The 22,968-nt window shown below is 66.9% G+C and carries 23 protein-coding genes; 9 read left to right on the forward strand and 14 right to left on the reverse strand.

What is annotated here, in order from left to right:
• Window positions 1–262 precede the first annotated feature (262 nt).
• Window positions 263–1,165, forward strand: a complete 903-nt coding sequence (locus NYR58_RS04510) for a LysR family transcriptional regulator (protein WP_261519285.1) — start codon at window positions 263–265, stop codon at window positions 1,163–1,165.
• A 9-nt stretch (window positions 1,166–1,174) separates the two neighbouring features.
• Here the strand turns inward: NYR58_RS04510 and NYR58_RS04515 are convergent, their stop codons facing one another.
• Window positions 1,175–2,194: a LacI family DNA-binding transcriptional regulator gene (locus tag NYR58_RS04515; RefSeq protein ID WP_261519444.1), complete on the reverse strand. Its 1,020-nt coding sequence runs from the start codon at window positions 2,192–2,194 to the stop codon at window positions 1,175–1,177.
• 135 nt (window positions 2,195–2,329) lie between these two features.
• Entirely contained in the window at window positions 2,330–2,800 is a 471-nt protein-coding gene (locus NYR58_RS04520) for a MarR family winged helix-turn-helix transcriptional regulator (RefSeq protein WP_261519286.1), read from the reverse strand.
• A 194-nt stretch (window positions 2,801–2,994) separates the two neighbouring features.
• On the opposite strand from NYR58_RS04520, the gene NYR58_RS04525 reads away from it, so the two are divergent.
• The 3 genes from NYR58_RS04525 (at window position 2,995) to NYR58_RS04535 (ending at window position 5,842) form a co-directional block, all read left to right on the forward strand.
• The gene (locus NYR58_RS04525; protein ID WP_261519287.1) at window positions 2,995–3,756 is read left to right on the forward strand and encodes a creatininase family protein; all 762 of its coding nucleotides are present in this window, start codon (window positions 2,995–2,997) and stop codon (window positions 3,754–3,756) included.
• Between the two features lie 71 nt (window positions 3,757–3,827).
• Window positions 3,828–4,868 (forward strand): CobW family GTP-binding protein, encoded by a 1,041-nt coding sequence (locus NYR58_RS04530; RefSeq protein ID WP_261519288.1) that lies wholly within the window; start codon window positions 3,828–3,830, stop codon window positions 4,866–4,868.
• Window positions 4,869–4,873: 5 nt separating this feature from the next.
• Window positions 4,874–5,842, forward strand: a complete 969-nt coding sequence (locus NYR58_RS04535) for a WD40 repeat domain-containing protein (protein WP_261519289.1) — start codon at window positions 4,874–4,876, stop codon at window positions 5,840–5,842.
• Between the two features lie 23 nt (window positions 5,843–5,865).
• On the opposite strand, the gene NYR58_RS04540 is transcribed toward NYR58_RS04535, so the two are convergent.
• Genes NYR58_RS04540 through NYR58_RS04550 form a run of 3 tightly spaced genes read right to left on the reverse strand, consistent with a single transcriptional unit; the run spans window position 5,866 to window position 9,672 of the window.
• Complete coding sequence (locus tag NYR58_RS04540) at window positions 5,866–7,134, reverse strand: glycerate kinase type-2 family protein (protein WP_261519290.1); 1,269 nt, start codon at window positions 7,132–7,134, stop codon at window positions 5,866–5,868.
• A 13-nt stretch (window positions 7,135–7,147) separates the two neighbouring features.
• Window positions 7,148–8,449, reverse strand: a complete 1,302-nt coding sequence (gene guaD, locus NYR58_RS04545; RefSeq protein ID WP_261519291.1) for a guanine deaminase — start codon at window positions 8,447–8,449, stop codon at window positions 7,148–7,150.
• A complete protein-coding gene (locus NYR58_RS04550; RefSeq protein ID WP_261519292.1) occupies window positions 8,446–9,672 on the reverse strand; it encodes a urate hydroxylase PuuD in 1,227 nt (408 codons plus the stop codon). The genes guaD and NYR58_RS04550 overlap by 4 nt, the downstream gene beginning before the upstream one ends.
• Window positions 9,673–9,841: 169 nt before the next feature.
• Between NYR58_RS04550 and NYR58_RS04555 the strand changes: the two genes are divergently transcribed.
• On the forward strand, window positions 9,842–10,762 hold the full coding sequence (locus NYR58_RS04555) for a LysR family transcriptional regulator (RefSeq protein ID WP_261519293.1): 921 nt from the start codon (window positions 9,842–9,844) through the stop codon (window positions 10,760–10,762).
• Between the two features lie 131 nt (window positions 10,763–10,893).
• On the opposite strand, the gene xdhC is transcribed toward NYR58_RS04555, so the two are convergent.
• Genes xdhC through uraH form a run of 4 tightly spaced genes read right to left on the reverse strand, consistent with a single transcriptional unit; the run spans window position 10,894 to window position 15,950 of the window.
• Complete coding sequence (xdhC, locus tag NYR58_RS04560) at window positions 10,894–11,724, reverse strand: xanthine dehydrogenase accessory protein XdhC (RefSeq protein ID WP_378074558.1); 831 nt, start codon at window positions 11,722–11,724, stop codon at window positions 10,894–10,896.
• Between the two features lie 32 nt (window positions 11,725–11,756).
• Window positions 11,757–14,108, reverse strand: coding sequence for a xanthine dehydrogenase molybdopterin binding subunit (gene xdhB / locus NYR58_RS04565; RefSeq protein ID WP_261519295.1), 2,352 nt, complete (start codon window positions 14,106–14,108; stop codon window positions 11,757–11,759).
• Between the two features lie 4 nt (window positions 14,109–14,112).
• On the reverse strand, window positions 14,113–15,585 hold the full coding sequence (gene xdhA, locus NYR58_RS04570) for a xanthine dehydrogenase small subunit (RefSeq protein ID WP_261519296.1): 1,473 nt from the start codon (window positions 15,583–15,585) through the stop codon (window positions 14,113–14,115).
• Window positions 15,585–15,950 carry a hydroxyisourate hydrolase gene (gene uraH, locus NYR58_RS04575; RefSeq protein ID WP_261519297.1) on the reverse strand — a complete coding sequence of 122 codons (366 nt, stop codon included), beginning with the start codon at window positions 15,948–15,950 and terminating at the stop codon, window positions 15,585–15,587. The genes xdhA and uraH overlap by 1 nt, the downstream gene beginning before the upstream one ends.
• A gap of 198 nt (window positions 15,951–16,148) precedes the next feature.
• Here uraH and puuE point away from each other — a divergent pair, with 198 nt between their 5' ends.
• The 4 genes from puuE to NYR58_RS04595 are packed head-to-tail and all read left to right on the forward strand — an operon-like array spanning window position 16,149 to window position 19,493.
• On the forward strand, window positions 16,149–17,561 hold the full coding sequence (gene puuE, locus NYR58_RS04580) for an allantoinase PuuE (RefSeq protein WP_261519445.1): 1,413 nt from the start codon (window positions 16,149–16,151) through the stop codon (window positions 17,559–17,561).
• Window positions 17,561–18,397, forward strand: coding sequence for a bifunctional allantoicase/(S)-ureidoglycine aminohydrolase (locus NYR58_RS04585; RefSeq protein WP_261519298.1), 837 nt, complete (start codon window positions 17,561–17,563; stop codon window positions 18,395–18,397). Before puuE ends, NYR58_RS04585 begins: the two co-directional genes overlap by 1 nt.
• Window positions 18,394–18,897: an ureidoglycolate lyase gene (locus NYR58_RS04590; RefSeq protein ID WP_261519299.1), complete on the forward strand. Its 504-nt coding sequence runs from the start codon at window positions 18,394–18,396 to the stop codon at window positions 18,895–18,897. Before NYR58_RS04585 ends, NYR58_RS04590 begins: the two co-directional genes overlap by 4 nt.
• On the forward strand, window positions 18,894–19,493 hold the full coding sequence (locus NYR58_RS04595) for a nucleoside deaminase (protein ID WP_261519300.1): 600 nt from the start codon (window positions 18,894–18,896) through the stop codon (window positions 19,491–19,493). The genes NYR58_RS04590 and NYR58_RS04595 overlap by 4 nt, the downstream gene beginning before the upstream one ends.
• 20 nt (window positions 19,494–19,513) lie before the next feature.
• On the opposite strand, the gene NYR58_RS04600 is transcribed toward NYR58_RS04595, so the two are convergent.
• From NYR58_RS04600 to NYR58_RS04620, 5 genes are read right to left on the reverse strand one after another with little or no spacing between them, the layout of a single operon-like run.
• The gene (locus NYR58_RS04600; protein ID WP_261519301.1) at window positions 19,514–19,786 is read right to left on the reverse strand and encodes a type II toxin-antitoxin system YafQ family toxin; all 273 of its coding nucleotides are present in this window, start codon (window positions 19,784–19,786) and stop codon (window positions 19,514–19,516) included.
• A gap of 1 nt (window position 19,787) precedes the next feature.
• Window positions 19,788–20,045 (reverse strand): type II toxin-antitoxin system RelB/DinJ family antitoxin, encoded by a 258-nt coding sequence (locus NYR58_RS04605; RefSeq protein WP_378074557.1) that lies wholly within the window; start codon window positions 20,043–20,045, stop codon window positions 19,788–19,790.
• A 59-nt stretch (window positions 20,046–20,104) separates the two neighbouring features.
• Window positions 20,105–21,310, reverse strand: a complete 1,206-nt coding sequence (gene pcaF / locus NYR58_RS04610) for a 3-oxoadipyl-CoA thiolase (protein WP_261519303.1) — start codon at window positions 21,308–21,310, stop codon at window positions 20,105–20,107.
• Window positions 21,303–22,106, reverse strand: coding sequence for a CoA-transferase subunit beta (locus tag NYR58_RS04615; RefSeq protein WP_261519304.1), 804 nt, complete (start codon window positions 22,104–22,106; stop codon window positions 21,303–21,305). The genes pcaF and NYR58_RS04615 overlap by 8 nt, the downstream gene beginning before the upstream one ends.
• The gene (locus NYR58_RS04620; RefSeq protein WP_261519305.1) at window positions 22,103–22,960 is read right to left on the reverse strand and encodes a CoA transferase subunit A; all 858 of its coding nucleotides are present in this window, start codon (window positions 22,958–22,960) and stop codon (window positions 22,103–22,105) included. Before NYR58_RS04620 ends, NYR58_RS04615 begins: the two co-directional genes overlap by 4 nt.
• Window positions 22,961–22,968 lie beyond the last annotated feature (8 nt).

Here is a 22,968-nt window from a genome sequence, read left to right on the forward strand (position 1 = left end):
TGGAAGGTCGTTCCATCGGGCAGCATCGTCGCAGCGATGGGGTCCACCGGCGCGCCCCGAATGGGCGGCACGGCGAGAGGCACCGACAGCCGGATTGCACACCTTCGGGCGTTCCTTGTCCGGGGGAGGGCACCCTGCGTGCCGTGCGCAAGGCACAGGAAGGAGGGAAAGGCGTGGAACAGGACATCGACACAGCGAGCAGATGGACGACGGGCGAGACGATCGCAAATCCCTTCAATCGAACCGCAGCCGGGAGGGCGCGATGAACGGACACAGGCAGGACGGGCTGTCCTTTGCGACGCTCAGGGCCGCCGAGGCGGTGATCGACACGAAGAGCCTGACGGGAGCGGCCCTGAAGCTGGGCATCAGCCAGCCTGCCATCAGCATGCATCTGGGGCGCCTCGAACGGGCCATCGGCACCTCGCTCATCAAGCGGGTGGGCAACCGGATCATCGTCAAGGAGGAGATTTCGCGGCTCATCCGCCAGATGCTGGAGCTGGAACGTCGGCTGAAGACGGTCGGCTACGAGCGCAGCCTGTCCCGGCTGAAGCTCGGCGTGTGCACCTATTGCGCGCCCCTCCTGGCGGAGCGTGGAAGGGTGCTCGGCAGGATGCGGGATGCGCTGACATTGCGGGTTGCCGATTCGCGGCGGCTTGAGGAAATGTATGAGGAAGGCGAGGTCGATGCCGTTTTCCGCGCTCTCTATCCGCTTGAGGTGGCGCCGGAGCTGACGGCCGAGCTTTCCTTCGAATGGGTGGGCACTGCGCATCTCGCGGATTTTGCCGGCGGAAGGCAGGGTCTGCCGCTCGTCCTTCCCGCGCCGCACTCGCCGCTTGGCGCGCTGGCGCGCGACTGGCTGCGGGAGCATGAGATCGTCTACGATGTCATCGGCGAGGTCGACGATATCATGACGGCCGTCGGCATGGTGGCGGGCGGTCTGGCCGTCTCTCCCCTGCCGCCCTATCTGCGGGACAGCCCGCCGGTCGATCTGGATGGCTGTGTGGGGCTGCTGCCTGGCCGGCTGCAGGCGCGCTACGGCATGTTCTTCGACGAGCGGCGTTTCAGCCTGCGCACGGCGCTCGACATTTTCGAGCTCGTGCGGGAGGCGCTGGGAGAGGTGCCGCCGCCCATTGTCGTGGCGCGACAGCGCGTGGCGAATCGATAGGGCGGGTGCCTACCGCTCCACCGGCCGCGTGGTCGACTGGCGCACGTGCAGTTCCGGCTTGATGAGCTCCTGACAGGGGTTCACCTCGGCGCCGTTCAGCCGGTCGAGCAGCACCCGGGCGGCGCGCCGGCCCACTTCGCGCTGGCCGTTCCACACGGTGGTCAGCGCCGGCGTGGCGATGGCGGCTTCCTCCAGGTCGTCATAGCCCGTCACGGAGATGTCGACACCGGGCGCCAGCCCGGCGCGGGCAATGCCGTTCATCAGGCCGATGGCGACCAGGTCGTTCCAGCACACCGCCGCCGTGGGCTTGTCCTTCAGCGCCAGGAAAGCGCCGGTCACCTCGAAGCCCGCCTGCTTGGTGCGCGGGCCGGGGAAACGCCATTCCGGCTTGACCTCCAACCCCGCCTTCTGCATGGCCTCCACATAGCCGCGATAGCGCTCGCGGCCGGTGGATGTGTGGTCGGTGCCGCCGATCATGGCAATGCGCGTGTGGCCGAGCGAGATCAGGTGGTTTGTGGCAAGCCCGATGCCATAGGCATCATCGCCGCGGAAGGTGGGCACCCGCGCGCCGTCCACGGAGCGGGCGATCAGCACCGCCGGCAGGCCATTCTCCTCGGCCAGCATGATGTCCTCCGGCGGCGTGCCGATGGCCGGCGACATGATGACGCCGTCTGCGCCGAGCTGCAGCAGCGTGTCGATGAAGGTGCGCTGCTTTTCGAGCTGGTCGTAGTGGTTCGACAGGAGGAAGGTCTGGCGCGAGCGGTCGAGCTCGCTCTCGATGGAGCGCAGGATCTCCGCGAAGAACGGGTTCATGATGTCGTGCACGACCACGCCGACGATGCCCGAGCGCGAGGTTCTCAGGCTCGCTGCGCGCCGGTTGTAGATATAGCCGATGGCGCGCGCGTGTTCCTTGATGCGCTGGCGCGTCGCGTCGGCTACCAGCGGACTGTCTCTCAGCGCCAGCGACACGGTGGCCGTCGAAACGCCCAGAGCCTCGGCAATGGTCGAGAGCTTGATCTTCTGCGCCAGCGTTTTCCTCCCGGCCCTCGGGAGAGCTTTCCCCGTCACGGCCCCTTAAACTGTTTAAGGGCCGCTTATCCCAACGCGGGCACACAGGTCAAAGCTTTTTTGCCGGCGGGGCTGAAGGGGTTGCCGCAGGCCCTCTCAGGCTCCTTCCTCCATCTCCTCGTCTTCCAGCGGCCGGCCGTTTTTCGACAGGTTGGCCTCGACACGGGCGAGCAGCCTGGAGAGTGCCTTCTGCTCCTTCTTGTCGAGGCTCTTGAGAGCCTGTTTCTCGGTCTTGCGCACCGACCGTTCGATGGCACGGATTGCCTGTTCGCCGGTTTCGGTCAGATAGACGTGGGCGCGCCTGGCGTCCTCTTCGGAGGCGCGCTTTTCCAGAAAGCCCTGGGCGGCCAGCCTGTTGATGGTCTTGGTGATGGTCGGCGGGCGCACGCCCAGCTTCTCCGCAAGCTGGCTCGGCGTCTGGCCGTTTTCCCGGCTCAGCGCCAGCATGATCTTGTCCTGTCCGGCGTAAAGGCCCTGATCGAGAAGCCGCTCGGCCAGCGCCGTGCGCGAAAGGCGCGCCGCCGCCTGCAGCCTGCCGATGATCGAACCTTTCGATGATTTCGCCATATTGCTCTTTCCTACACCCCAAAAAAGCCGGCGGTGTTCTCCTCCCGCCGGCCCCCTTTACCCTCGCATAAAAGATAGTCCGGCAAACGACCTTGGCAACAGGGGCCTGTCTTGTGGCGCCCGTGGCGGCACGCTAGGCTTGCCTGCATTGCCGGGTCGTTTCCGGGCTAATGCCAAACCGGCGTATCATTCTTATGACAGGGAGATGCGCTCTGCCCGAAGGTGAGAGAATCGCCGTCCTGCCGCTGGGCGCGACCGAGCAGCACGGACCCCATCTGCCGCCGCAGACCGACTGGATCATCGCCGAGGCGGTGGCCGCGCGGGCCAAGGCGCGCGCCGCGCTTCTGCCGCTCGACGTGCTGCCGGTGGAGAAGGTGGGCTATTCCATCGAGCATGGAGACGATCCGCGCACGCGCTCCCTCAGCTTCGACGAGGCGGTCAGGCGATGGGTGGGCATCGGCGCGCGCCTCGCAACGGCAGGAACGCGCAAACTCGTCATGCTCAATGCCCATGGGGGCAATTCGCCGCTGATGACCGTTGTCGCCACCGAGCTTCGCGTGCGCCATGCCATGCTGGCCGTGGCGACGAGCTGGACACGCTTCGGCTTTCCGCCCGATCTGGTGAGCGAGGAGGAGCGGGCGCTGGGCATCCATGGCGGCTTTGTCGAGACCTCCGTGATGCTGGCGCTCAGGCCCGATCTGGTCGCCATGGACAAGGCGCGCAGCTTTCCCTCCGCGCAGGCCCGCTTCCGGCGGGAGTTCACCCATCTGCGTGCCTATGGTCCGCATGCCTTCGGCTGGATGATGCGGGACCTCTCGCCGCATGGCGCAGTCGGTGACGCGGCGGCGGCCAGCGCGGCGGCGGGTGAGCGCCTGCTCGACCACGCAGTCGAGGGCCTGGTGCATCTGCTGGAGGATGTGAACCGTTTCGACCTGGTGCTTTTCGATGCTCGATAGAGGCGTGCAAGGCGGCCGCGAAGCGCCTATATGGGACTGGAACCAACAGGACGCTTGAAACGGGAACACCCATGTCTGAACAGCAGAGCCAAATCCCCGTCACGGTTCTCACCGGCTATCTGGGCTCCGGCAAGACCACGCTGCTGAACCGGATCCTCTCCGAGGATCACGGCAAGCGCTACGCGGTCATCGTCAACGAGTTCGGCGAGATCGGCATCGACAACGATCTCATCGTGGAATCCGACGAGGAAATCTACGAGATGAACAACGGCTGCGTGTGCTGTACCGTGCGCGGCGATCTGGTGCGGGTGGTGGAGGGGCTGACGCGCCGGCCCGGCCGCTTCGATGCCATCATTGTCGAAACCACGGGATTGGCCGACCCCGCCCCGGTGGCGCAGACCTTCTTCATGGACGAGGATGTGCGCGCCAAGACACGGCTCGACGCCGTCGTGGCGCTGGTCGATGCCAAGCACCTGCCGCTCAGGCTGAAGGATTCCAACGAGGCGCAGGACCAGATCGCCTTTGCGGATGTGGTGGTTCTCAACAAGACCGATCTGGTCACGCCGCAGGAGCTGGCGGAGGTGGAAGCCACGATCCGCGCCATCAACCCGTCGGCGCGCATCCACAGGACGGAGCGCGCCAGGGTGGCGCTGTCGGAGGTGCTCGACCGCGGCGCCTTCGATCTGCAGCGGGCGCTCGACAACGACCCGCACTTCCTCGACCACGATCACCCGGACCATGTCTGCGGGCCGGATTGCGATCACGATCATGAGCACGACCATCATCATCACCATCACGCCCCTTCGGCCATCCATGATATCGGCGTGACCTCCGTCTCGCTGCGCGGGGGCGAGATGGACCCCAGGAAATTCTTTCCCTGGATCGAGAAGATCACGCAGATGGACGGACCCAACATCCTGCGGCTCAAGGGAATCATCGCTTTCCGCGACGATCCCGACCGCTACGTTGTCCAGGGAGTGCACATGATCGTGGAGGGCGACCATCAGCGCCCGTGGAAGGAGGGCGAGAAGCGCGAAAGCCGGCTTGTGTTCATCGGCCGTGAGCTGGATGCGGAGCGCCTGCGTCGCACCTTCGAGGCCTGCCAGGCCTGACGCCCATGCCGACCGTGGCCCCGCTGGATCTGGATGCCCATTGCCTGGCCTGTGCCTGGCTCGACGACATTCCCCATTTCGCGCTGGCCGACGGCATGGTCCACCGGCTCGATCATGGCCACAAATGGGTGAAGGCGCATGACGGGCTCCTGTGCGCCGCGGCCGATGGCGCTCGCCTGGTGACGGGCGGCGAGGACGGCAGGGTGATGGCGGTGACGTCCGACGGCCATGCCCGGTGTCTGGCCGAGCTCGGCCGCAAATGGATCGGCAGCGTCGCGACCGGGCCACAGGGCGCGGTGGCTTTCGCGAGCGGCCGCCTCGCGCATGTGCGCCTTGCCGACGGGAACACGCGCACATTCCAGCATCCCCGCTCGGTGGAAGGGCTTGCCTTCGCGCCGAAGGGCATGCGGCTGGCCGTGGCGCGATACAACGGCGCGACGCTGCATTTTGCCGCAGCCGAGGGCAGGCCGACGGAGCTCGAATGGGCCGGCGCCCACACTGGTGTCACCTTCTCGCCCGATGGCCGCTTCCTCGTCACCACCATGCAGGAAAACGCGCTGCACGGCTGGAAACTCGCCGACGGCAAGCACATGCGCATGGCCGGCTATCCGGCCAAGGTGAAGAGCTTTTCCTGGAGTGCGAAGGGCCGGTGGCTCGCCACGTCCGGCGCGCCGGCAGCCATCGTCTGGCCGTTCCACGCCAAGGATGGGCCGATGGGCAAGACGCCGCTGGAACTCGGCACGCGCGGCGACACCATGGTCACGCAGGTGTGCTGCCATCCCACCGAGGAGATTGCGGCCATCGGCTATGGCGACGGCATGATCCTTGCAGCACGCTTCGCCGATGGGAAGGAGGTGCTGTTGCGCCGCGCCGGCAAGGGCGCTGTCACCGCCATGCGCTGGGACGGCGAGGGCCGCAGGCTGGCCTTCGGCTGCGAGACGGGCGAGTGCGGCGTGGTGGACATTTCCGCCTGAGCTCGCCCGGCCGGCCCCGGCGGTCAGCGAACGAGAACCGCCCGCAGGTCGTTGACATTCGTTCCCGTCGGTCCGGGTGCGAAGAGGTCGCCCAGAGCGTCGAAGGCGCCCCAGGCGTCGTGGCGGGCAAGCAGCGCCTTGGCATCGTGGCCGGCGGCGCGCAGCCGGGCAACGGTGGTGTGGTCGGCAAAGGCGCCGGCATTGTCCTGCGAGCCGTCGATGCCGTCCGTGTCGGCGGCGAAGGCGGCAATGCCCTCCACACCCGCGATGGCGATGGCAAGCGAGAGCAGAAACTCCGTGTTGCGTCCGCCGCGTCCGCCCTTGCCCGTCAGCGTCACCGTCGTCTCGCCGCCGGAGAGCATCACCACGGGCTTGGCAAAGGGCCGGTCGCGCCACGCCACCTCGCGGGCGATCGCAGCGTGCACCTTGCCCACCTCGCGCGCTTCGCCCTCGATGGCGTCGGACAGGATGACCGGCGTGACGCCGTGCGCCTGGGCAGTGGCTGCTGCGGCCTCCAGCGAGCGGGCCGCGGAGGCGACGATGTGCACGCCGTTGCGCGCAAAACGCGGATCGTCGGGTTTCGGCGCCTCTGCCTGCGGCGCATGAAGATGGCGCAGCGCCGCCGCGGGCAGCTCTAGGCGATAGGCTTCCACCACCGCCAGCGCATCCTGCCGGCATGCCGCGTCGGGCACCGTGGGACCGGAGGAGACGAGGGCGGGATCGTCCCCCGGAATGTCGGAAACGATCAGAGAGACCACGCGCGCCGGGTGCGCGCGCGCCGCCAGCCTTCCGCCCTTGATCGTGGAAAGGTGCTTGCGCACCGTGTTCATGGCGGAGATCGGAGCGCCGGAGGCAAGCAGCGCCTGGTTGACCGCAATCTCGTCTTCGAGCGTCATGCCGGCCGGCGGAGCCGGAAGAAGCGCCGAGCCGCCGCCGCAGATGAGCGCGATCACGAGATCGTCTTCCGTCAGTCCCTCCACGAGTTCGAGAAGCCGCCGCGCGCCGTGCAGCCCCGCGGCATCGGGCACCGGGTGGGCGGCCTCGATCACCTCGATCCGCCTCGTCGGCGCGCCATAGCCATAGCGCGTGACCACGGCGCCCTCCAGCGGGCCGTCCCAGGCGGCCTCCAGGGCCTGCGCCATCTGGGCCGCCCCCTTGCCGGCGCCGACCACCACCGTGCGGCCCTTCGGTCGGGCGGGCAGGAAGGCGGGAATCACCTCTCGGGGATCGGCGGCGGCCACGGCGGCGCGAAAAAGATCCTCGAAAAGGTGTCTCGTCTCTGTCGCGTCCACCGTCGTTCCTCGCTCACAAACCCCGTTTCATCGGCTGGCCGGCCACGTAGGTCTCCACTACGGCACGGTCGTCGCCAAGGGTTTGCAGCACAAAGAGCTCTTCGGCAAGGGTATTTGCCCTTTCCATGCGCAGGCGCATCGCCGGGGTCGCCCGCGCGTCGAGCACCACGAGATCGGCGTCGCTGCCGGGTTCAAGCGTGCCGATGCGTTCGAGCGACAGCGCCTCGGCGTTGCCGCGCGTGATCTGCCAGAAGGCGGCGAGCGGGTTCAGCTTCTCGCCGTTAAGGGCAATCACCTTGTAGCCCTCGTCCATGGTGCGCAGCATCGAGTAGTTGGTTCCCCCGCCAATGTCGGTGGCCGTGGCGATGCGCAGGGGTTTGTTCCGCCGGCGGTAGCGCTGATAGTCGAAAAGGCCGGAGCCCAGAAACAGGTTGGAGGTCGGGCAGAAGACGGCCACCGAGCCGGAGTCCGACAGCGCGTCGGCCTCGCGATCGGACAGGTGAATGCAGTGGCCGAACAGGCTCTTGGGCCCCGTCAGGCCGTAGCGCTCATAGATGGCGGTGTAGTCGGCGCAGTCGGGAAAGAGCTCCTTCGCAAGGGCGATTTCCGCACGGTTTTCGGAAAGATGCGTCTGCACATGCAGGTCCGGGTGCTCGCTGGCCAGCGCCTGCGCCATTTCCATCTGTTGCGGCGTGGAGGTGATGGCGAAGCGCGGCGTGATGGCATAGTGCAGCCGGCCACGGCCCCGCCAGCGGGCGATCAGCGCCTTGGCGTCGTCATAGCTTTGCTGCGCGGTGTCGGTGAGCCCCCGCGGTGCGTTGCGGTCCATCATCACCTTGCCGGCGATCATGCACATCTTCCGCCGCTCGGCTTCCGCAAAGAACGCATCGACCGATTGCGGATGCACCGTGCAGTAGACGGCGGCCGTGGTGGTGCCATGGCGCACCATCTCGTCGAGAAAGGCGCCGGCGATGCGCGCGGCATGGGCAGGATCGGCGAAACGCATCTCCTCCGGGAAGGTGTAGGTGTTGAGCCAGTCGAGCAGCTCGGTGCCGAAGCTTGCGATTACCTGCATCTGCGGAAAATGGGCATGCGCGTCCACGAAACCCGGCATCAGCAGGTGCGGGCGGTGGTCCACCGTGTGCGCGTCCTTGGCCGCCGCCGCGAGGGATGTGTGGGGGCCGGCGGCGGCAATGACGCCGTTTTCCACCAGCACCGCGCCATCCTCCTCATAGGCATGGGCGGTGTGGTCGTCGGGGCCTTGCGGCTCCCGGTGAAAGGTGAGCAGTCGGCCGCGGATCAGAGTTCTGCTCATGGGTTTCCTCGCTGTGCCTGCCTGAACCAGGCGACGAGCAGGCGGCGCTCCTCCTGTGTCATGCCGGAGACATTGCCCGGCGGCATGGCATGGCTCATGCCCGCCTGTAGATAGATTTCGCGGGCATGGGCGGCAATCTCCGCGTCGGTGTCGAGGCGTACGTTCTTCGGCGGCGCATGGATGCCCTCATAGCCGGGTTCGGCGGCATGACACATGGCGCAGCGCCCCATCACCGTGTCGCGCACGGCCGGAAAATGCGCAGAGGCGATGAACCGTTCCGCCGCGGCCGAGACGGCGGGTTGACCCGTCAGCACCGCCGGCGCCGTGGACAGCCACATGATGATGACGAAGAGAACCGCCGAAAGTCCCCAGGTCCAGTGCGGTTGGCCCCTTCGCGCGTGCACGGTGTTGAAATAATGGCGGATGAGGACGCCGATGATGAAGATGAGCGCCGCGATCACCCAGTTGAACCGCGTGCCGAAGGCCAGCGGATAGTGATTCGACAGCATCAGGAAGATCACCGGCAGCGTCAGGTAATTGTTGTGCAGCGAGCGCTGCTTCGCCTGCGCGCCGAGCCTCGGGTCCGGTGTGCGGCCCGCCTTCAGATCCGCCACCACGATCTTCTGGTTGGGAATGATGACCAGGAAGACATTGGCCGTCATGATGGTGGCGGTGAACGCACCCAGGTGCAGAAAGGCGGCTCGCCCGGTGAAAAGCTGCGTGTAGCCCCAGCTCATCGCCACCAGAACGGCATAGAGGACCAGCATCAGGGCCGTGTCGTTCTTCCCCAGCGGCGACTTGCACAGCGCGTCATAGACCAGCCAGCCGAGGCCGATGGAGGCAAGCGAGATCAGAATGGCAACGGGCGCCGAGACGTCGAGCACGTTGCGGTCGATGAGATAGAGATCCGCGCCCGCATAGTAGACGATGGCGAGAAGCGCGAAGCCCGACAGCCATGTGGAATAGGACTCCCACTTGAACCAGGTCAGGTGCTCGGGCAGCGCCGCCGGCGCCACGAGATATTTCTGGATGTGGTAGAAGCCGCCGCCGTGCACCTGCCATTCCTCGCCATGCACGCCGTCGGGCAGGCCCGGCCGCCTGACCAGGCCGAGGTCAAGGGCGATGAAGTAGAAGGACGAGCCGATCCAGGCGATGGCCGTCACCACATGCAGCCAGCGCACGGCAAAGGAAAGCCAGTCCCACATCACGGCGAAATCGCTCATTTCCGTTCCCCGGTTCGGCCGAAGGCCGTCTTTGTTCCCAATGGCCGCCGGCGACGGCCGGACGCCCGGCCATGGTATTACGGCCTGCGCCACAAACCGAAGGGGCGCTTGCCACGATGACTTTCAAAATTTTCTGGAAAATCGCGCCCCGTTGGGCTTGAAAGTTCCCATGGCCTATCTCGACAATATCTCGGTCTTCGTGCGGGTGGTGGAGCTTGGCAGCCTTTCGGCGGCGGGGCGCGACATGCGCATTTCGGCTGCCGTGGCCTCCAATCGCGTCAAGGAGCTGGAAAAACATCTCGGCGTGCGGCTTCTGAACCGCACGACGCGGCAGCTCACGCCCACCGAGCATGGCCGCGCCTTCTATGAAGGCGCGAAGAAGGTGCTGGAGGCGGTGGAGGAGGCAGAGGCCTCTGTCGCGGCCCTTTCCGGCCAGCCGCGCGGCACGATCCGCGTCACCGCGCCTCTCGGCATCGGCAAGCGGCTCATTGCCAGCGGCATTCCCGCCTTCCGTGAGCTCTATCCGCATATCCAGGTGCGGCTCAGGCTTTCCGATCACGAGGTCGATCTCATGCGCGAAGGCATCGACGTCGCCTTCAAGCTGGGGCTTCTGGAGGATTCCAGCCTGCGCATGCGCGGCATCATGGATTGCGAGCGGGTGCTGGCGGCCGCGCCCGGCTATCTGGAACGGCGCGGCGAGCCCACAAGGCCCGAACAGCTCGTCGAAGACGGGCATGATTGCCTGATGCTGCGCTTCCCCGGCGTGCGCGAATATTTCTGGACGCTTCAGACGCCCGAGGGGCCGCGAAAGTTCGAGGTCCGCGGTCCCTTTGACACCGACGACGGCGACGTCATCACCGGCTGGGCGCTGGCCGGCCACGGCATCATCAACAAGCCGCGCTTCGAGATCGAGCCCTTCCTGCGCGACGGCCGGCTCAAGGTCATCCTGCCGGACACGCCACCGGTGCCGGTAAAGCTCGCCGCCGTCTACCCGCACAAGAAATTCCAGGATCTGAAGGTCCGCCTGCTCCTCGACTTCATGGCCGCCCGCTGCCAGCACCTCATCGGCGAGATACTGGCGGGCAGGTGACGATCAGGGCGCCTTCGTGCGCGCCGGGCCGTGCGGCGCCTGCCGCATTTCCAACAGGTGCCGGTATCCCGCAAAGCCCTCGGTTCCCTGTTTATCCGATCCTTTCTCGTCTGCCGGGGCAAATGCCGGCATCAGGTGCCGCTTTTGCCCAGATGGCGCATCACCTGCGCTGCCGTCATCACCGCGATGACGGCGGGGCGCTTGTCGCGCAGTTCTTCCCCGCCGATGGGGATGATGAGGCGGGCGAGGTGGCGCTCGTCGCCGCCATGCCGCATGTACCAGCGTCTGAAGGTCTCCTTCTTCGTCTTCGAGCCGATCATGCCGACATAGGCCGCGTCCTCGCGCGCCAGCGCTTCGGCGGCAACCAGAAAATCAAGCGCGTGATCGTGGGTCAGCACCACGAAGGCGGCGCGCGGCGGCGCGGCGCGAACCACTTCCTCGGGCACCGCCGTCAGGTGCGGCTCCACCCCCTCCGGCACCTGCGCCAGCGCCTCGGCGCGGGTCTCCACGATGGCGGTGCGAACGGGCAGCATCGCCAGAACGCCCGCGAGCGCGCGGCCCACATGCCCCCCGCCGAACAGATAGACATGCGGGCGCGCGGCGTCCACCCGTGCGGCGCGCCTCAGCAGCGCATCGCGTTCCTCGCGGCCGGTCATGCGGATGTCGAGCGCCACGTGGCCACCGCAGCATTGGCCGATCTCCGGGCCGAGGGGGATGTCCAGCGTGCCGGTTGCGATGTTCTGCGCGATCAGTTCGCGCGCCTTGGCGATGGCCAGAAATTCGAGCTGTCCGCCGCCGATGGTCCCTAAGATAGCCTCGGGCGAGACCAGCATCCAGGCGCCTTTCTCGCGGGGGGTGGAACCCTTCGCCTCGCGCACCTCGACCAGCGCCGCTACGGGGCTGGCGTCGAGGAAGGCGGCCAGGCTTCCGGCAAGCGGGGTGGTCGCGGCGGGTGCCATCATGCCTCAAAGATAGTCGCGTCGTGCGGAACGTTCTATGCCTTTCCTGCCGCTTCCCGCTTCAGCCGTTCCACCGCCATCAGCACGCGCTCCGGCGTCGCCGGCGCGTCGAGGCGCGGGCAGATGGTGTGGCCGGCGACGCTCGCCACCGCATCCGACAGAGCGTGCAGCACCGAAATGGCCAGCATGAAGGGCGGCTCGCCCACCGCCTTGGAGCGGTGGATCGTCGGCTCGGCATTCTCTGCCCAGTCGGCCAGCGTCACGTTGAAGACCTTCGGTCGGTCGGAGGCGAGCGGGATCTTGTAGGTGGACGGGGCGTGCGTCATCAGCCGGCCCTTCTCGTCCCACACCAGTTCCTCCGTGGTCAGCCAGCCCATTCCCTGGACGAAACCGCCCTCGATCTGGCCGAGGTCGATGGCCGGGTTCAGGGACCGGCCCGTCTCGTGCACGATGTCCACCCTCTCCACCACATATTCGCCCGTCAGCGTGTCGATGGAGACCTCCGTGCACGCCGCGCCATAGGCAAAATAGTAGAAGGGTCGCCCGCGGCCCGCCTCGCGGTCCCAATGGATTTTCGGCGTCTTGTAGAAGCCCGCTGCCGAAAGCTGCACGCGCGCCATGTAAGCCTCGCGGACAAGCTCGGGAAACGGGATCTCCTGATTGCCGACGCGCACGCGGCCGGGCAGAAATGCGATCTGCTCCCTGGGCACGCCGTGGCGTTCGGCGGCGAAGTCGATCAGCCGGTTCTTGATCTGGCGGGCGGCGTCCTGTGCGGCCATGCCGTTGAGGTCCGAGCCGGAGGAGGCGGCGGTTGCCGAGGTGTTGGGCACCTTGCCGGTGGTCGTCGCGGTGATCTTCACCTGATCGAGGTCGATCTGGAATTCCTCGGCCACCACCTGGGCGACCTTTATATAGAGCCCCTGGCCCATCTCGGTGCCGCCATGGTTGAGATGCACCGAGCCGTCCGTATAGACATGCACCAGCGCGCCGGCCTGGTTGAAATGGGTGGCGGTGAAGGAGATGCCAAACTTCACCGGGGTCAGGGCAATGCCGCGCTTGACGATGGCGCTCTTCTCGTTGAACGCGGCGATCGCCTGCCGGCGGGCGGCATAGCCGGCGCTCTCCTCGGCCTGTGCGACGATGCGGGCAAGCAGATTGTCCTCCACCTCCTGGTGGTAGGGTGTGACGTTGCGCCCCGCGCCGCCATAGAAGTTGCGCTTGCGGATTTCCAGAGGGTCCTTGCCCAGCGCAAAGGCCACCTCGTCGATGATGCGCTCCGCGCCCAACATGCCTTGCGGTCCGCCGAAACCGCGGAAGGCGGTGTTGGAGACCGTGTTGGTATAGAGCGGCTGGGAGACCGCGCGGACAGCCGGATAATAGTAGGCGTTGTCGCAATGAAACAGCGCGCGATCCGTCACGGGGCCCGAAAGATCGGCCGAAAAGCCGCAGCGCGCCGCGTAGGTGAGATCGACGCCGAGAATGTTGCCCTCATCGTCGAAGCCCACCTCGTAGTCGATGAGGAAATCATGGCGCTTGCCGGTGGCGGTCATGTCGTCATCGCGGTCCGGGCGCAGCTTCACCGGCCTGCCGGTGCGTCTGGCGGCAATCGCCGCCACCACGGCGAAGAGATTCGCCTGCGTCTCCTTGCCGCCAAAGCCGCCGCCCATGCGCCGCACCTCGATGGTGACGGCATTTGCGGGCACGCCCAGCGCATGGGCCACCATGTGCTGCACCTCGCTCGGATGCTGCGTGGAGGAGTGGACGGTCACGTCCCCATCCTCGCCCGGCACGGCAAGTGCGATCTGGCCTTCCAGGTAGAAATGGTCCTGCCCGCCGGCGCGCATGCTGCCTTTCAGGCGATGCGGCGCCGCCGCAATCGCGCGTGTCGCATCGCCGCGCGAAAGCTGCAGCGGCCTGGCGACGAGGCGCGCAGCCCCGGCCCTGGCCTCGGCGATGTCGATGATGGCAGGTTCTTCGGCGTATTCGATCTTCGCCAGCCGGCAGGCGCGCCGCGCTGCCTCGCGTGTCTGTGCGACCACGGCGAAGAGAGGCTGGCCGAAAAACTCCACCCGCTTCTCGGGAAATATGGGCTCGTCGTGGAGGCCGGCGGGGCTGATGTCGTTGACGCCCGGCACGTCCTTCGCAGTCAGAACGGCCACCACTCCGGGGGCTTCCTCCACCTGCTTCAGGTCCATGGCGCGCATGGTGCCGCACGCCACCGTCGAAAGACCCAGATAGGCGTGCAGCGTGCCGGCGGGCTCGGCCATGTCGTCGATATAGATGGCCTCGCCCGTCACGTGCTTGTGGGCCGAGTCGTGGCGGTGGGCGGCGCCTGCGCCGCCTGCGATCCTCGATCTTGCGATGTCGCGTGCTTCGTGTGTCGTCATCGGTTCAGGCTGCCTCGTGGCGCGTCACCTGCAGCGGGCCGCCGCCGCTCGTCTCCAGGAAGAAGCGCTTCAGCAGATTTTTCGCGGCCAGCATCCGGTATTCGGCGGAGGCGCGCATGTCGCTGATCGGGGTGAAGTCGCGTTCATAGGCCGAAAGCGCCTCCTCCACTGTCGCCGGCGTCCATGGCTTGCCGACGAGCGCCTCTTCCACGGCGCGGGCCCGCTTCGGGGTGGCTGCCATGCCGCCATAGGCAATGCGCGCCATGGCAACGGTGCCGTCGTCGGCTATGCGCAGGTGAAAGGCGCCCAGCACGGCGGTGATGTCCTCGTCGCGCCGCTTGGAGACCTTCCAGGCGGCGAAGCGGGCATCGGCGGAGGGCAGGGGCACATGCACCGCCTCGACGAACTCGCCGGGCCGTCGGTCCTGCTTGCCGTAGTCGATGAAGAAATCCTCCAGCGGGATGGTGCGCCGGGTCTCGCCGTGGCGCAGGGTCAGGCGCGCGCCGAGGGCGATCAGGGGTGGCGGCGTGTCGCCGATGGGGGAACCGTTGGCGATGTTGCCGCCAATGGTGCCCTGGTTGCGCACCTGCTCGCCGCCGATGCGCTCGAACAGCGGCCCGAGGGCAGGGATGCGGGCTGCAAGATGCGGCATGGCCTGGGTGTAGCTGACGCCCGCGCCGATGGTCAGAACGCCGTCCTCCTCCCTCACGGTGCGAAGCTGCGAAAGCCCGCCGATGAAGACGACGGGCGCGATGTCGCGCATGAACTTGGTCACCCACAGGCCCACATCCGTGGCGCCGGCGACGAGGGTGGCGTGGGGCTCGGCCCCCAACACCTCTGCCAGATCGTCCACGTTGGCTGGAATGACGAGGCGCGCACGCCCTTCGCCGATCTCCACGCGCGCCCCGTCGCGCATCGCCGTCAATTCGGCGGTCACGGCCTCGCGCTCGGCGGCCAGCGGATCGTCGCGCAGATCGCCATAGGCGGAAATGGCGCGGGCGGCGCGCACGATCGACTCATACCCCGTGCAGCGGCACAGGTTGCCCTGCAACGCCTTCTCGATCTCGGTCGTGGAGGGATGGGGCGTGCGCATGGCAAGCGCGTAGAGCGACATCACGAAACCCGGCGTGCAGAAGCCGCACTGCGAGCCGTGATGGTCCACCAGCGCCTGCTGCACAGGATGAAGGGTGCCGTCCGCCCGTTTCAGGTGCTCCACCGTCACGACGTGGCAGCCGTCGAGGGAGGCGAGAAAACGGATGCACGCATTGACGCCTTCATAGACAAGCCCCGTCTCGTCAAGGCGGCCCACCAGCACCGTGCAGGCCCCGCAGTCGCCCTCGGCGCAGCCCTCCTTGGTGCCCGTCAGCCGGCATTCGAGGCGCAGGAAGTCGAGCAGCGTGCACTCGGGCTGGACGTTGGCGAGCGCGATGCGGCGCCCGTTCAGGAGGAAGCGGATTTCCCTGCGCACCCGCGCCATCAGCTCCCCCGATAGGTCGAGTAGCCGTAGGGCGAGACGAGAAGGGGCACATGATAATGCGCCCGCTCCGAAACGCCGAAGCGGATCGGCACCCGGTCGAGAAACGCCCGCGCGGGCAGCTTTTCACCCCTGGCGCGCAGATAGTTGCCCACCTCGAAGATCATTTCATATTCGCCGGGCTCGAACGTCTTGCCTTCCAGAAGAGGGGCATCGCAGCGTCCGTTGGCGTTGGTCTTCACGGTCTTGAGGAGGGTGCGGCTGTCGCCTTCCAGCCGGTAGAGGGCGATCTCCATGCCTGCCGCGGGGCGCCCGGCGGCGGTGTCGAGCACGTGGGTGGTCAGGCGACCCGTGCCTTGCTCGCTCATTCTTTCTCCCTCTGGTTTTTCTTCTTGGTGCGGCCGATTGTGCGGCAATTCACGCGCTTGCATAAGGGGGGTGCGCGCGAAAGAGCCCAAAAAGACTTTCAAATTTTTCAGGGGAATGCGCCCGTCCCCCTTCGACTGTATCCTTGGGACGCCGATGATCCGAGAGGAACGCCGAAAGTGAGGCGCTATTTCAGAGACATGCGCGGCTATGGCGCCAATCCGCCGGACCCCAAATGGCCGGGCGGGGCGCGCGTGTGCGTGCAGTTCGTCGTCAATTACGAGGAGGGCGGCGAGAACTGCATTCTCCACGGCGACGCTGCGTCCGAGGCGTTCCTGTCGGAGATCGTGGGAGCCGCTCCCTGGCCGGGCATGCGCCACTGGAACATGGAGTCGATCTACGAATACGGTGCGCGCGCCGGTTTCTGGCGGCTTCACCGCATCTTTACAGGGGCCGGGGTGCCGGTCACCGTGTTCGGCGTTGCAAGTGCGCTGGCCCGCGGCCCCGAGCAGGTGGCGGCGATGAAGGAGGCGGGCTGGGAGATCGCCAGTCACGGGCTGAAATGGATCGACTATCGCGCCCATTCCGAGGAAGAGGAGCGGCGTGACCTGAAGGAGGCGATCCGCCTCCACGCGGAAGTGGTGGGCGAGCGCCCGCGCGGGCTCTATGTCGGGCGCACGTCGGTCAACTCCGTGAAGCTGGCGGCCCAGGAGGGCGGCTTCGAGTGGATTTCCGATACCTATGACGACGATCTGCCCTACTGGCTCGACCATGACGGTCAGGGCGGCGCCATCGCCCCGCAACTTGTCATCCCCTATACGCTGGACGCCAACGACATGCGCTTTGCCACCGCGCAGGGCTTCAATGCGGGCGACCAGTTCTTCACCTATCTGAAGGATGCCTTCGACACGCTTTACGCGGAAGGCGAGGCCGGGCGGCCGGCCATGATGAGCGTCGGCCTGCATTGCCGGCTTGTCGGCCGTCCGGGGCGGGCCGCAGCGCTGAGGCGTTTCATCGACCATGTGCAGGCGCACGAGAAGGTGTGGCTGGCACGCCGCATGGACATCGCCCGTCACTGGATGGAACATCACCCCTACCGGGCGCCGGGCTTGCGGCCCAGCCGCATGGGCGAGGTGGAGTTCGTCGAGCGCTTCGGCGGCGTCTTCGAGCACTCGCCCTGGATTGCCGAGCGTGCCTTCCGGCTCGAACTCGGCCCCGCGCACGACAGCGCGGCCGGCCTGCACAATGCGCTGGCGCGCATCTTCCGCGCCGCCGGCGAGGAGGAGCGCCTGCGTGTTCTCAAGGCCCATCCGGATCTCGCCGGCAAGCTCGCGGCGGCAAGGCGGCTGACCCCGGAGTCGGCGCGGGAACAAGCGTCTGCGGGGCTTGATGCGCTGACGGACGAGGAGCGGGCGCGCTTCAGCGATCTCAACACGCGCTACATGCAGAAGTTCGGTTTTCCCTTCATCATCGCCGTGAAGGACCACACGAAGGAGCAGATTCTGCGCGCTTTCGAGACCCGCATCGAAAACGGCAGAGAACAGGAATTCGCCACCGCCTGCCGGCAGGTGGAGCGCATCGCCTATCTGCGGCTCAAGGAGATGCTGCCCTGATGAGCACCAATGCACCCTATTATGCACCGAAGGGAGGACTGCCGGGGCAGGATGCGCTGATCACCGGCCGCGCCGTCTTTACCGAGGCCTATGCCGTGATCCCGAAGGGGGTGATGCGCGATATCGTGACGAGCCGTCTTCCCTTCTGGCAGGACACGCGGGCGTGGATTCTCGCCCGCCCCCTTTCCGGTTTCGCGGAGACCTTCTCGCAGTACATCATGGAGGTGGCTCCGGGCGGCGGCAGCGACCGTCCGGAACCGGACCCGGAGGCGCAGGGCGTCCTCTTCGTGGTCGAGGGAGCGTTGACGGTGCATCTCGACGGGCGGGCGCGCCGGCTGCTGCCCGGTGGCTACGCCTATCTGCCGCCGGCAAGCGGCTGGCGGGTGCGCAACGAAGGCACCGCGGCGGCGCGTTTCCACTGGATTCGCAAGGCCTATGAGGCCGTTGAAGGCATTCCCGCGCCCGAGGCCTTCTTCACCAACGAGCAGGACGTCGCCCCGGTGCCGATGCCGGACACCGAAGGCCGGTGGGCCACCACCCGGTTCGTGGACCCGGACGACATCCGCCACGACATGCACGTGACCATCGTCACCTTCGAGCCCGGCGCCGTCATTCCGTTTGCCGAGACGCATGTCATGGAGCACGGCCTCTATGTGCTGGAAGGCAAGGCGGTCTATCGGCTCAACCGCGACTGGGTCGAGGTCGAGGCGGGAGACTTCATGTGGCTGCGGGCGTTCTGCCCGCAGGCCTGCTATGCGGGCGGGCCCGGCCGCTTCCGCTACCTGCTCTACAAGGACGTGAACCGGCACGCACGGCTGCGGATCGGGGCGCGATGAAGACCGTCACCGCCGAGCCCCTGACGAAACACGCCTTCCGCCCCTTTGGCGATGTGATCGAGACCGAGGGGGCCGAGAGCTTGCTCATCAATGGCGGCATGTGCCGCCGCTTCAACGATCTGGCAAGGGTGGAAGCCGTGGGGGAGGGTGCGCGCGTGCTCGTCAACATCTTTCGCGCCCGGCCCTATCCCCTGCCGTTGAAACTGGCCATCGTGGAGCGTCACCCGCTGGGCAGCCAGGCGTTCGTGCCGCTTCAGCCCCGGCCCTTTCTGGCGATCGTCTGTCCGGATGAGGCCGGCCGGCCGGGCACGCCGCGGGCCTTCCTCGCGCAGCCGGGCCAGGGGGTGAACTATGCCCGCAATACATGGCACGCGGTGCTCACGCCCATCGGCGGGGAGGTGCAGGATTTCCTGGTCATCGACCGCGGCGGTGAAGGCAGCAATCTGGAAGAATTCTTCTTTGCCGATCCCTTTGAAGTCCGCCTGCCGGAGGCACCATGATCTCCCATGATGCCGCTTTCCTCCGCCGCCTGTTCGATGTCATCGAACAGGACATCGTGCCCAGGACGAAGGCCGGGGTAACCGCCGGCAACAAGCTCTTCGGTGCTGCCATTCTCAGGAAGGATGACCTTTCCCTGGTGCTGGCGGAGACCAACAACGAACGCGAAAACCCGCTCTGGCACGGGGAGATGCACGCGCTCAAACGCTTCTACGAACTGCCGAGACGGGAAAGACCGGCCACAAGGGACTGCCTCTTCCTTTCCACCCACGAGCCTTGTTCGCTGTGCCTGTCTGCCATTACCTGGTGCGGCTTCGATAATTTTTATTATCTTTTTAGCCATGAGGACTCGCGCGACGCCTTCGCCATCCCGCACGATCTGAGGATCCTCAAGGAGGTCTTCCGGCTCGACCCAGGCGGCTACAATCGTCGGAACGCGTTCTGGACCGCCCATTCCATCCGCGAGCTCGCCGGCGCCCTGCCGGGGCCTGAGCGGCGACAGGCAGAGGCGCAGATTGCGCGGCTTTCGACCCTCTATGAGGGGCTTTCGGAAATCTACCAGGCCGGCAAGGCCGAAAACGACATTCCGCTCAACTGACACACCCGCAGCGGAGCGGGCTATTCCTTGAACAGGTCGGCATGGGTGCCGGTGCGGGCAAGCTGCAACTCGTTTCCGACCACACGGTAGATCAACAGCCAGTCCCCTTCGATGTGTGCGTCGCGGAAGCCCTGCCACCTGCCTCTCAGAGGGTGATCCCGATAGGCGGCGGGCAGCGGCTTCTGCTCGATAAGCAGCCGCAGAAGGATCCGCAACTTGCCCAGATCCTTGCCCCGCTTCTCCGCCAATTTGACGTCGCGCTTGAATTGGGTGGACCGAACCGCAACCAGCACGTCAGATGCCCAGATCCTTGAACAGGTCCTCCGCGCTTTCGAACCTCTTGCCCTTGCCGGCGTCCAACTCCTTCATTGCCCTGACGGTCACGGCATTCGGCACCTTCACCGGAAAGGGCACCGCCTTGTCGCGGGCGACCCGCACAAGGGCCATGCGGATGTAGTCCGAGACGGAAAGGCCCATCTCGGCGAGGGCGGCGGCGGCCTCCCTCTTGGTTTCGGCGTCGATGCGGGCGCGCACAACGGTATCGGTGGCCATGTCCATTCTCCTTTGTGGTTCAAATGTAGCCACAAAAGGCTACAGCCGCAAGGGTGTCATCAGGCCTTTTCCAGTGCCAGCGCGATGCCCTGGCCCACGCCGATGCACATGGTGGCAAGGGCCAGCCGCGCCCCGCGCCCCGCAAGCTCCAGCGCCGCCGTGCCGGCGAGGCGCGCGCCGGACATGCCGAGCGGATGGCCGAGCGCGATGGCGCCGCCATTCGGGTTCACATGCGCGGCATCCTCGCCAAGCCCCAGCTCGCGCAGCACGGCGATCGCCTGCGAGGCGAAGGCCTCGTTGAGTTCCACCACGTCGAAGTCGGCGGGCTGCAGCTCCAGGCGGGCACACAGCTTCCTGGTGGCGGGCACCGGGCCCATGCCCATGATGCGCGGGGGTACGCCGGCCGTCGCCGCGCCCAGGATGCGGGCAATGGGGGTGAGGCCGTGCTTCCTGGCCGCCGCTTCCGAGGCCACGATGAGGGCGGCCGCGCCATCGTTCACGCCGGATGCATTTCCGGCCGTCACCGTTCCTCCCTCGCGGAACGGCGTGGGCAGCTTCGCCAGCGCCTCCACGCTGGTGCCCGGTCGCGGGTGCTCGTCCTTCTCCACGACGGCGGGCTCGCCCTTGCGCCGGGAAATCGTAACGGGCACGATCTCCCTGGCCAGGCGTCCGTTCTCCTGCGCGGCCACCGCCCTTGCCTGGCTGCGCGCCGCGAAGGCGTCCTGGTCGGCGCGGCTGATGCGGTAGTCCTCGGCCACGTTCTCGCCGGTCTCGGGCATGGAGTCCACGCCGTATTGCGCCTTCATCAGCGGGTTGACGAAGCGCCAGCCGATGGTGGTGTCGTGGATCTCGGCATTGCGCGAGAAGGCGGTTTCCGCCTTCGGCAACACGAAGGGCGCCCGGCTCATCGATTCCACGCCGCCGGCGATCATCAGCTCCGCCTCGCCGGCCTTGATGGCGCGGGCGGCCGTGGCCACCGCGTCGAGGCCGGAGCCGCACAGCCGGTTGATCGTCGTGCCCGGCACCTCGACCGGCAGGCCGGCCAGCAGAAGCGCCATGCGCGCCACGTTGCGGTTGTCTTCGCCCGCCTGGTTGGCGCAGCCATAGATCACGTCGTCCACCGCGCCCCAGTCCACACCCTTGTTGCGCGTCATCAGCGCCTTCAGGGGCAGGGCGGCGAGGTCGTCGGCACGTACGGAAGAAAGCGCCCCGCCGAAACGGCCGATCGGCGTGCGGATATAGTCGCAGATATAGGCTTCAGCCATCCTTCGATCCTCTTCTTGCGGCCGGGGCCGCACCCCTGTGTGCGGCCTCGCTGCGGGCCTTCAGCGCACGCAACGTGGCGAGTTCCGGTTCGGTGGGCGGCGGGGTCTCTTCCAGGCGGTCGGAGAAGGCCACGCGCCAGCCGCACGTCTCCTGCACCTTGTCGCGCGTGACGCCCGGATGCAACGAGACGACGGTGAACTCCCTGGTCACGGGGTCGGGCTTCCAGATCGCCAGATCGGTGATGAGCAGCGTCGGCCCTTTCGTTCCGATGCCGAGCTGCTGCCTGTGGTCGCCGCCTTCGCCATGGCCGAAGGAGGTGAAGAAGTCGATCTTCTCCACCATGCCGCGCTTCGACTGGGCCATGGTGACGTAGACCTCGTGGCAGGAGGTGGCGATCTCGGGTGCACCGCCGCCGCCGGGAAGCCTTACCTTCGGCCTGTGGTAGTCGCCGATCACCGTGGTGTTGATGTTGCCGAAGCGGTCGATCTGGGCCGCGCCCAGAAAACCCACGGTGATGCGGCCGCCCTGCAGCCAGTAGCGGAACATCTCCGGCACGGAAACGGTGGTAAGCGCCGTTTCGCACAGCTCGCCATCGCCAATGGACAGCGGCAGCACATCGGGCGCGGTGCCGATGGTACCGGATTCGTAGATCAGGGTGATGCCCGGTGCGTGGGTGAGGCGCGCGACATTGCAGGCGGCCGATGGCGCCCCGATGCCGACGAAGCAGACATCCCGGCTGGTGAGTGCCCGCGCGGCGGCGATCGTCATCATCTCGTTGGGCGTGAAATCGCTCATCGTCCCACCCGCAGCCTTTCGACGCGCCGGGCAAAGTCCTGCGGCGCGGCTCTCATCACGTTCTCCTCCATCCAGTCGCGGAAGCGGTCCCGGTCGGCGGCCACCGCGTCCCACTCCAGATAGGCGGCGTTATCGCGGGCATAGTAGCCATGGGCATAGGAAGGGTGCGCGCCGCCAGGCACCACGCAGATGGCCGTCACGGTCCAGTGTGGCAGCACGCAAAGATTGGGGTGGAGACCGGAGAAGTCCTCCACCACCTCCTCCACCGTCACCACGGCGCGGCGGGCGGCCAGCACCGCCTCCTTCTGGACGCCGACAATGCCTTCCACCAGGACATTGCCTTGCCGGTCCGCCTTCTGCGCATGGATGAAGGCGACATCGGGCCGAAGGGCGGGCACGGCGGCCAGCAGCTCGCCCGTGAAGGGGCAGGTGACGGTTCTGATGTTGGGGTTCACCGCCGCAAGCCCGGCGCCGCGGTAGCCGCGAAAGACGGCGCAGGGCAGGCCCGCCGCACCCGCCTCGTAGGCATTGGCCATCGCGGCATGCGAGTGCTCCTCGATCTCGATGGGATGCGGCCAGCCGTTCTCCACCGCGTCGCGCAGGCGCCTGAGCAGCCCGACACCCGGATTTCCGGCGTAGGAGAAGACGAGCTTGCGGGCAAGCCCCATGCCGATCATCTGGTCGTAGACGATGTCCGGTGTCATGCGCACGAGGGTCAGCTCCCGCCGGCCCTGCCGGATCGCCTCGTGCGCGGCCGCCGTGGGGATGAGATGCGTGAAGCCCTCGAAGGCGGCGACGTCCCCGTCCTTGAGGTTCTCCCGCATGGCCTCCTCTAGCGGCAGGAAGCGCGCCATCGCTCTCT

The sequence above is a fragment of the Chelativorans intermedius genome (genome assembly GCF_025398255.1).
GTDB lineage: Bacteria > Pseudomonadota > Alphaproteobacteria > Rhizobiales > Rhizobiaceae > Chelativorans > Chelativorans intermedius.

Excerpts from the sequence above, each read along its gene's own strand:
- NYR58_RS04525 (WP_261519287.1), top strand. The coding sequence starts at position 2,995 with ATGACAGGGAGATGCGCTCTGCCCGAAGGTGAGAGAATCGCCGTCCTG.
- NYR58_RS04585 (WP_261519298.1), top strand. The coding sequence starts at position 17,561 with ATGAGCACCAATGCACCCTATTATGCACCGAAGGGAGGACTGCCGGGG.
- xdhA (WP_261519296.1), bottom strand. The coding sequence starts at position 15,585 with ATGGCGCGGGTGCGCAGGGAAATCCGCTTCCTCCTGAACGGGCGCCGC.
- NYR58_RS04590 (WP_261519299.1), top strand. The coding sequence starts at position 18,394 with ATGAAGACCGTCACCGCCGAGCCCCTGACGAAACACGCCTTCCGCCCC.
- xdhC (WP_378074558.1), bottom strand. The coding sequence starts at position 11,724 with ATGATGGCACCCGCCGCGACCACCCCGCTTGCCGGAAGCCTGGCCGCC.
- NYR58_RS04535 (WP_261519289.1), top strand. The coding sequence starts at position 4,874 with ATGCCGACCGTGGCCCCGCTGGATCTGGATGCCCATTGCCTGGCCTGT.
- NYR58_RS04615 (WP_261519304.1), bottom strand. The coding sequence starts at position 22,106 with ATGAGCGATTTCACGCCCAACGAGATGATGACGATCGCCGCCGCGCGG.
- uraH (WP_261519297.1), bottom strand. The coding sequence starts at position 15,950 with ATGAGCGAGCAAGGCACGGGTCGCCTGACCACCCACGTGCTCGACACC.
- guaD (WP_261519291.1), bottom strand. The coding sequence starts at position 8,449 with ATGAGCAGAACTCTGATCCGCGGCCGACTGCTCACCTTTCACCGGGAG.
- NYR58_RS04555 (WP_261519293.1), top strand. The coding sequence starts at position 9,842 with ATGGCCTATCTCGACAATATCTCGGTCTTCGTGCGGGTGGTGGAGCTT.
- NYR58_RS04595 (WP_261519300.1), top strand. The coding sequence starts at position 18,894 with ATGATCTCCCATGATGCCGCTTTCCTCCGCCGCCTGTTCGATGTCATC.
- NYR58_RS04520 (WP_261519286.1), bottom strand. The coding sequence starts at position 2,800 with ATGGCGAAATCATCGAAAGGTTCGATCATCGGCAGGCTGCAGGCGGCG.
- xdhB (WP_261519295.1), bottom strand. The coding sequence starts at position 14,108 with ATGACGACACACGAAGCACGCGACATCGCAAGATCGAGGATCGCAGGC.
- NYR58_RS04605 (WP_378074557.1), bottom strand. The coding sequence starts at position 20,045 with ATGGCCACCGATACCGTTGTGCGCGCCCGCATCGACGCCGAAACCAAG.
- NYR58_RS04550 (WP_261519292.1), bottom strand. The coding sequence starts at position 9,672 with ATGAGCGATTTCGCCGTGATGTGGGACTGGCTTTCCTTTGCCGTGCGC.
- NYR58_RS04530 (WP_261519288.1), top strand. The coding sequence starts at position 3,828 with ATGTCTGAACAGCAGAGCCAAATCCCCGTCACGGTTCTCACCGGCTAT.
- NYR58_RS04510 (WP_261519285.1), top strand. The coding sequence starts at position 263 with ATGAACGGACACAGGCAGGACGGGCTGTCCTTTGCGACGCTCAGGGCC.
- puuE (WP_261519445.1), top strand. The coding sequence starts at position 16,149 with ATGCGCGGCTATGGCGCCAATCCGCCGGACCCCAAATGGCCGGGCGGG.
- NYR58_RS04620 (WP_261519305.1), bottom strand. The coding sequence starts at position 22,960 with ATGGCGCGCTTCCTGCCGCTAGAGGAGGCCATGCGGGAGAACCTCAAG.
- pcaF (WP_261519303.1), bottom strand. The coding sequence starts at position 21,310 with ATGGCTGAAGCCTATATCTGCGACTATATCCGCACGCCGATCGGCCGT.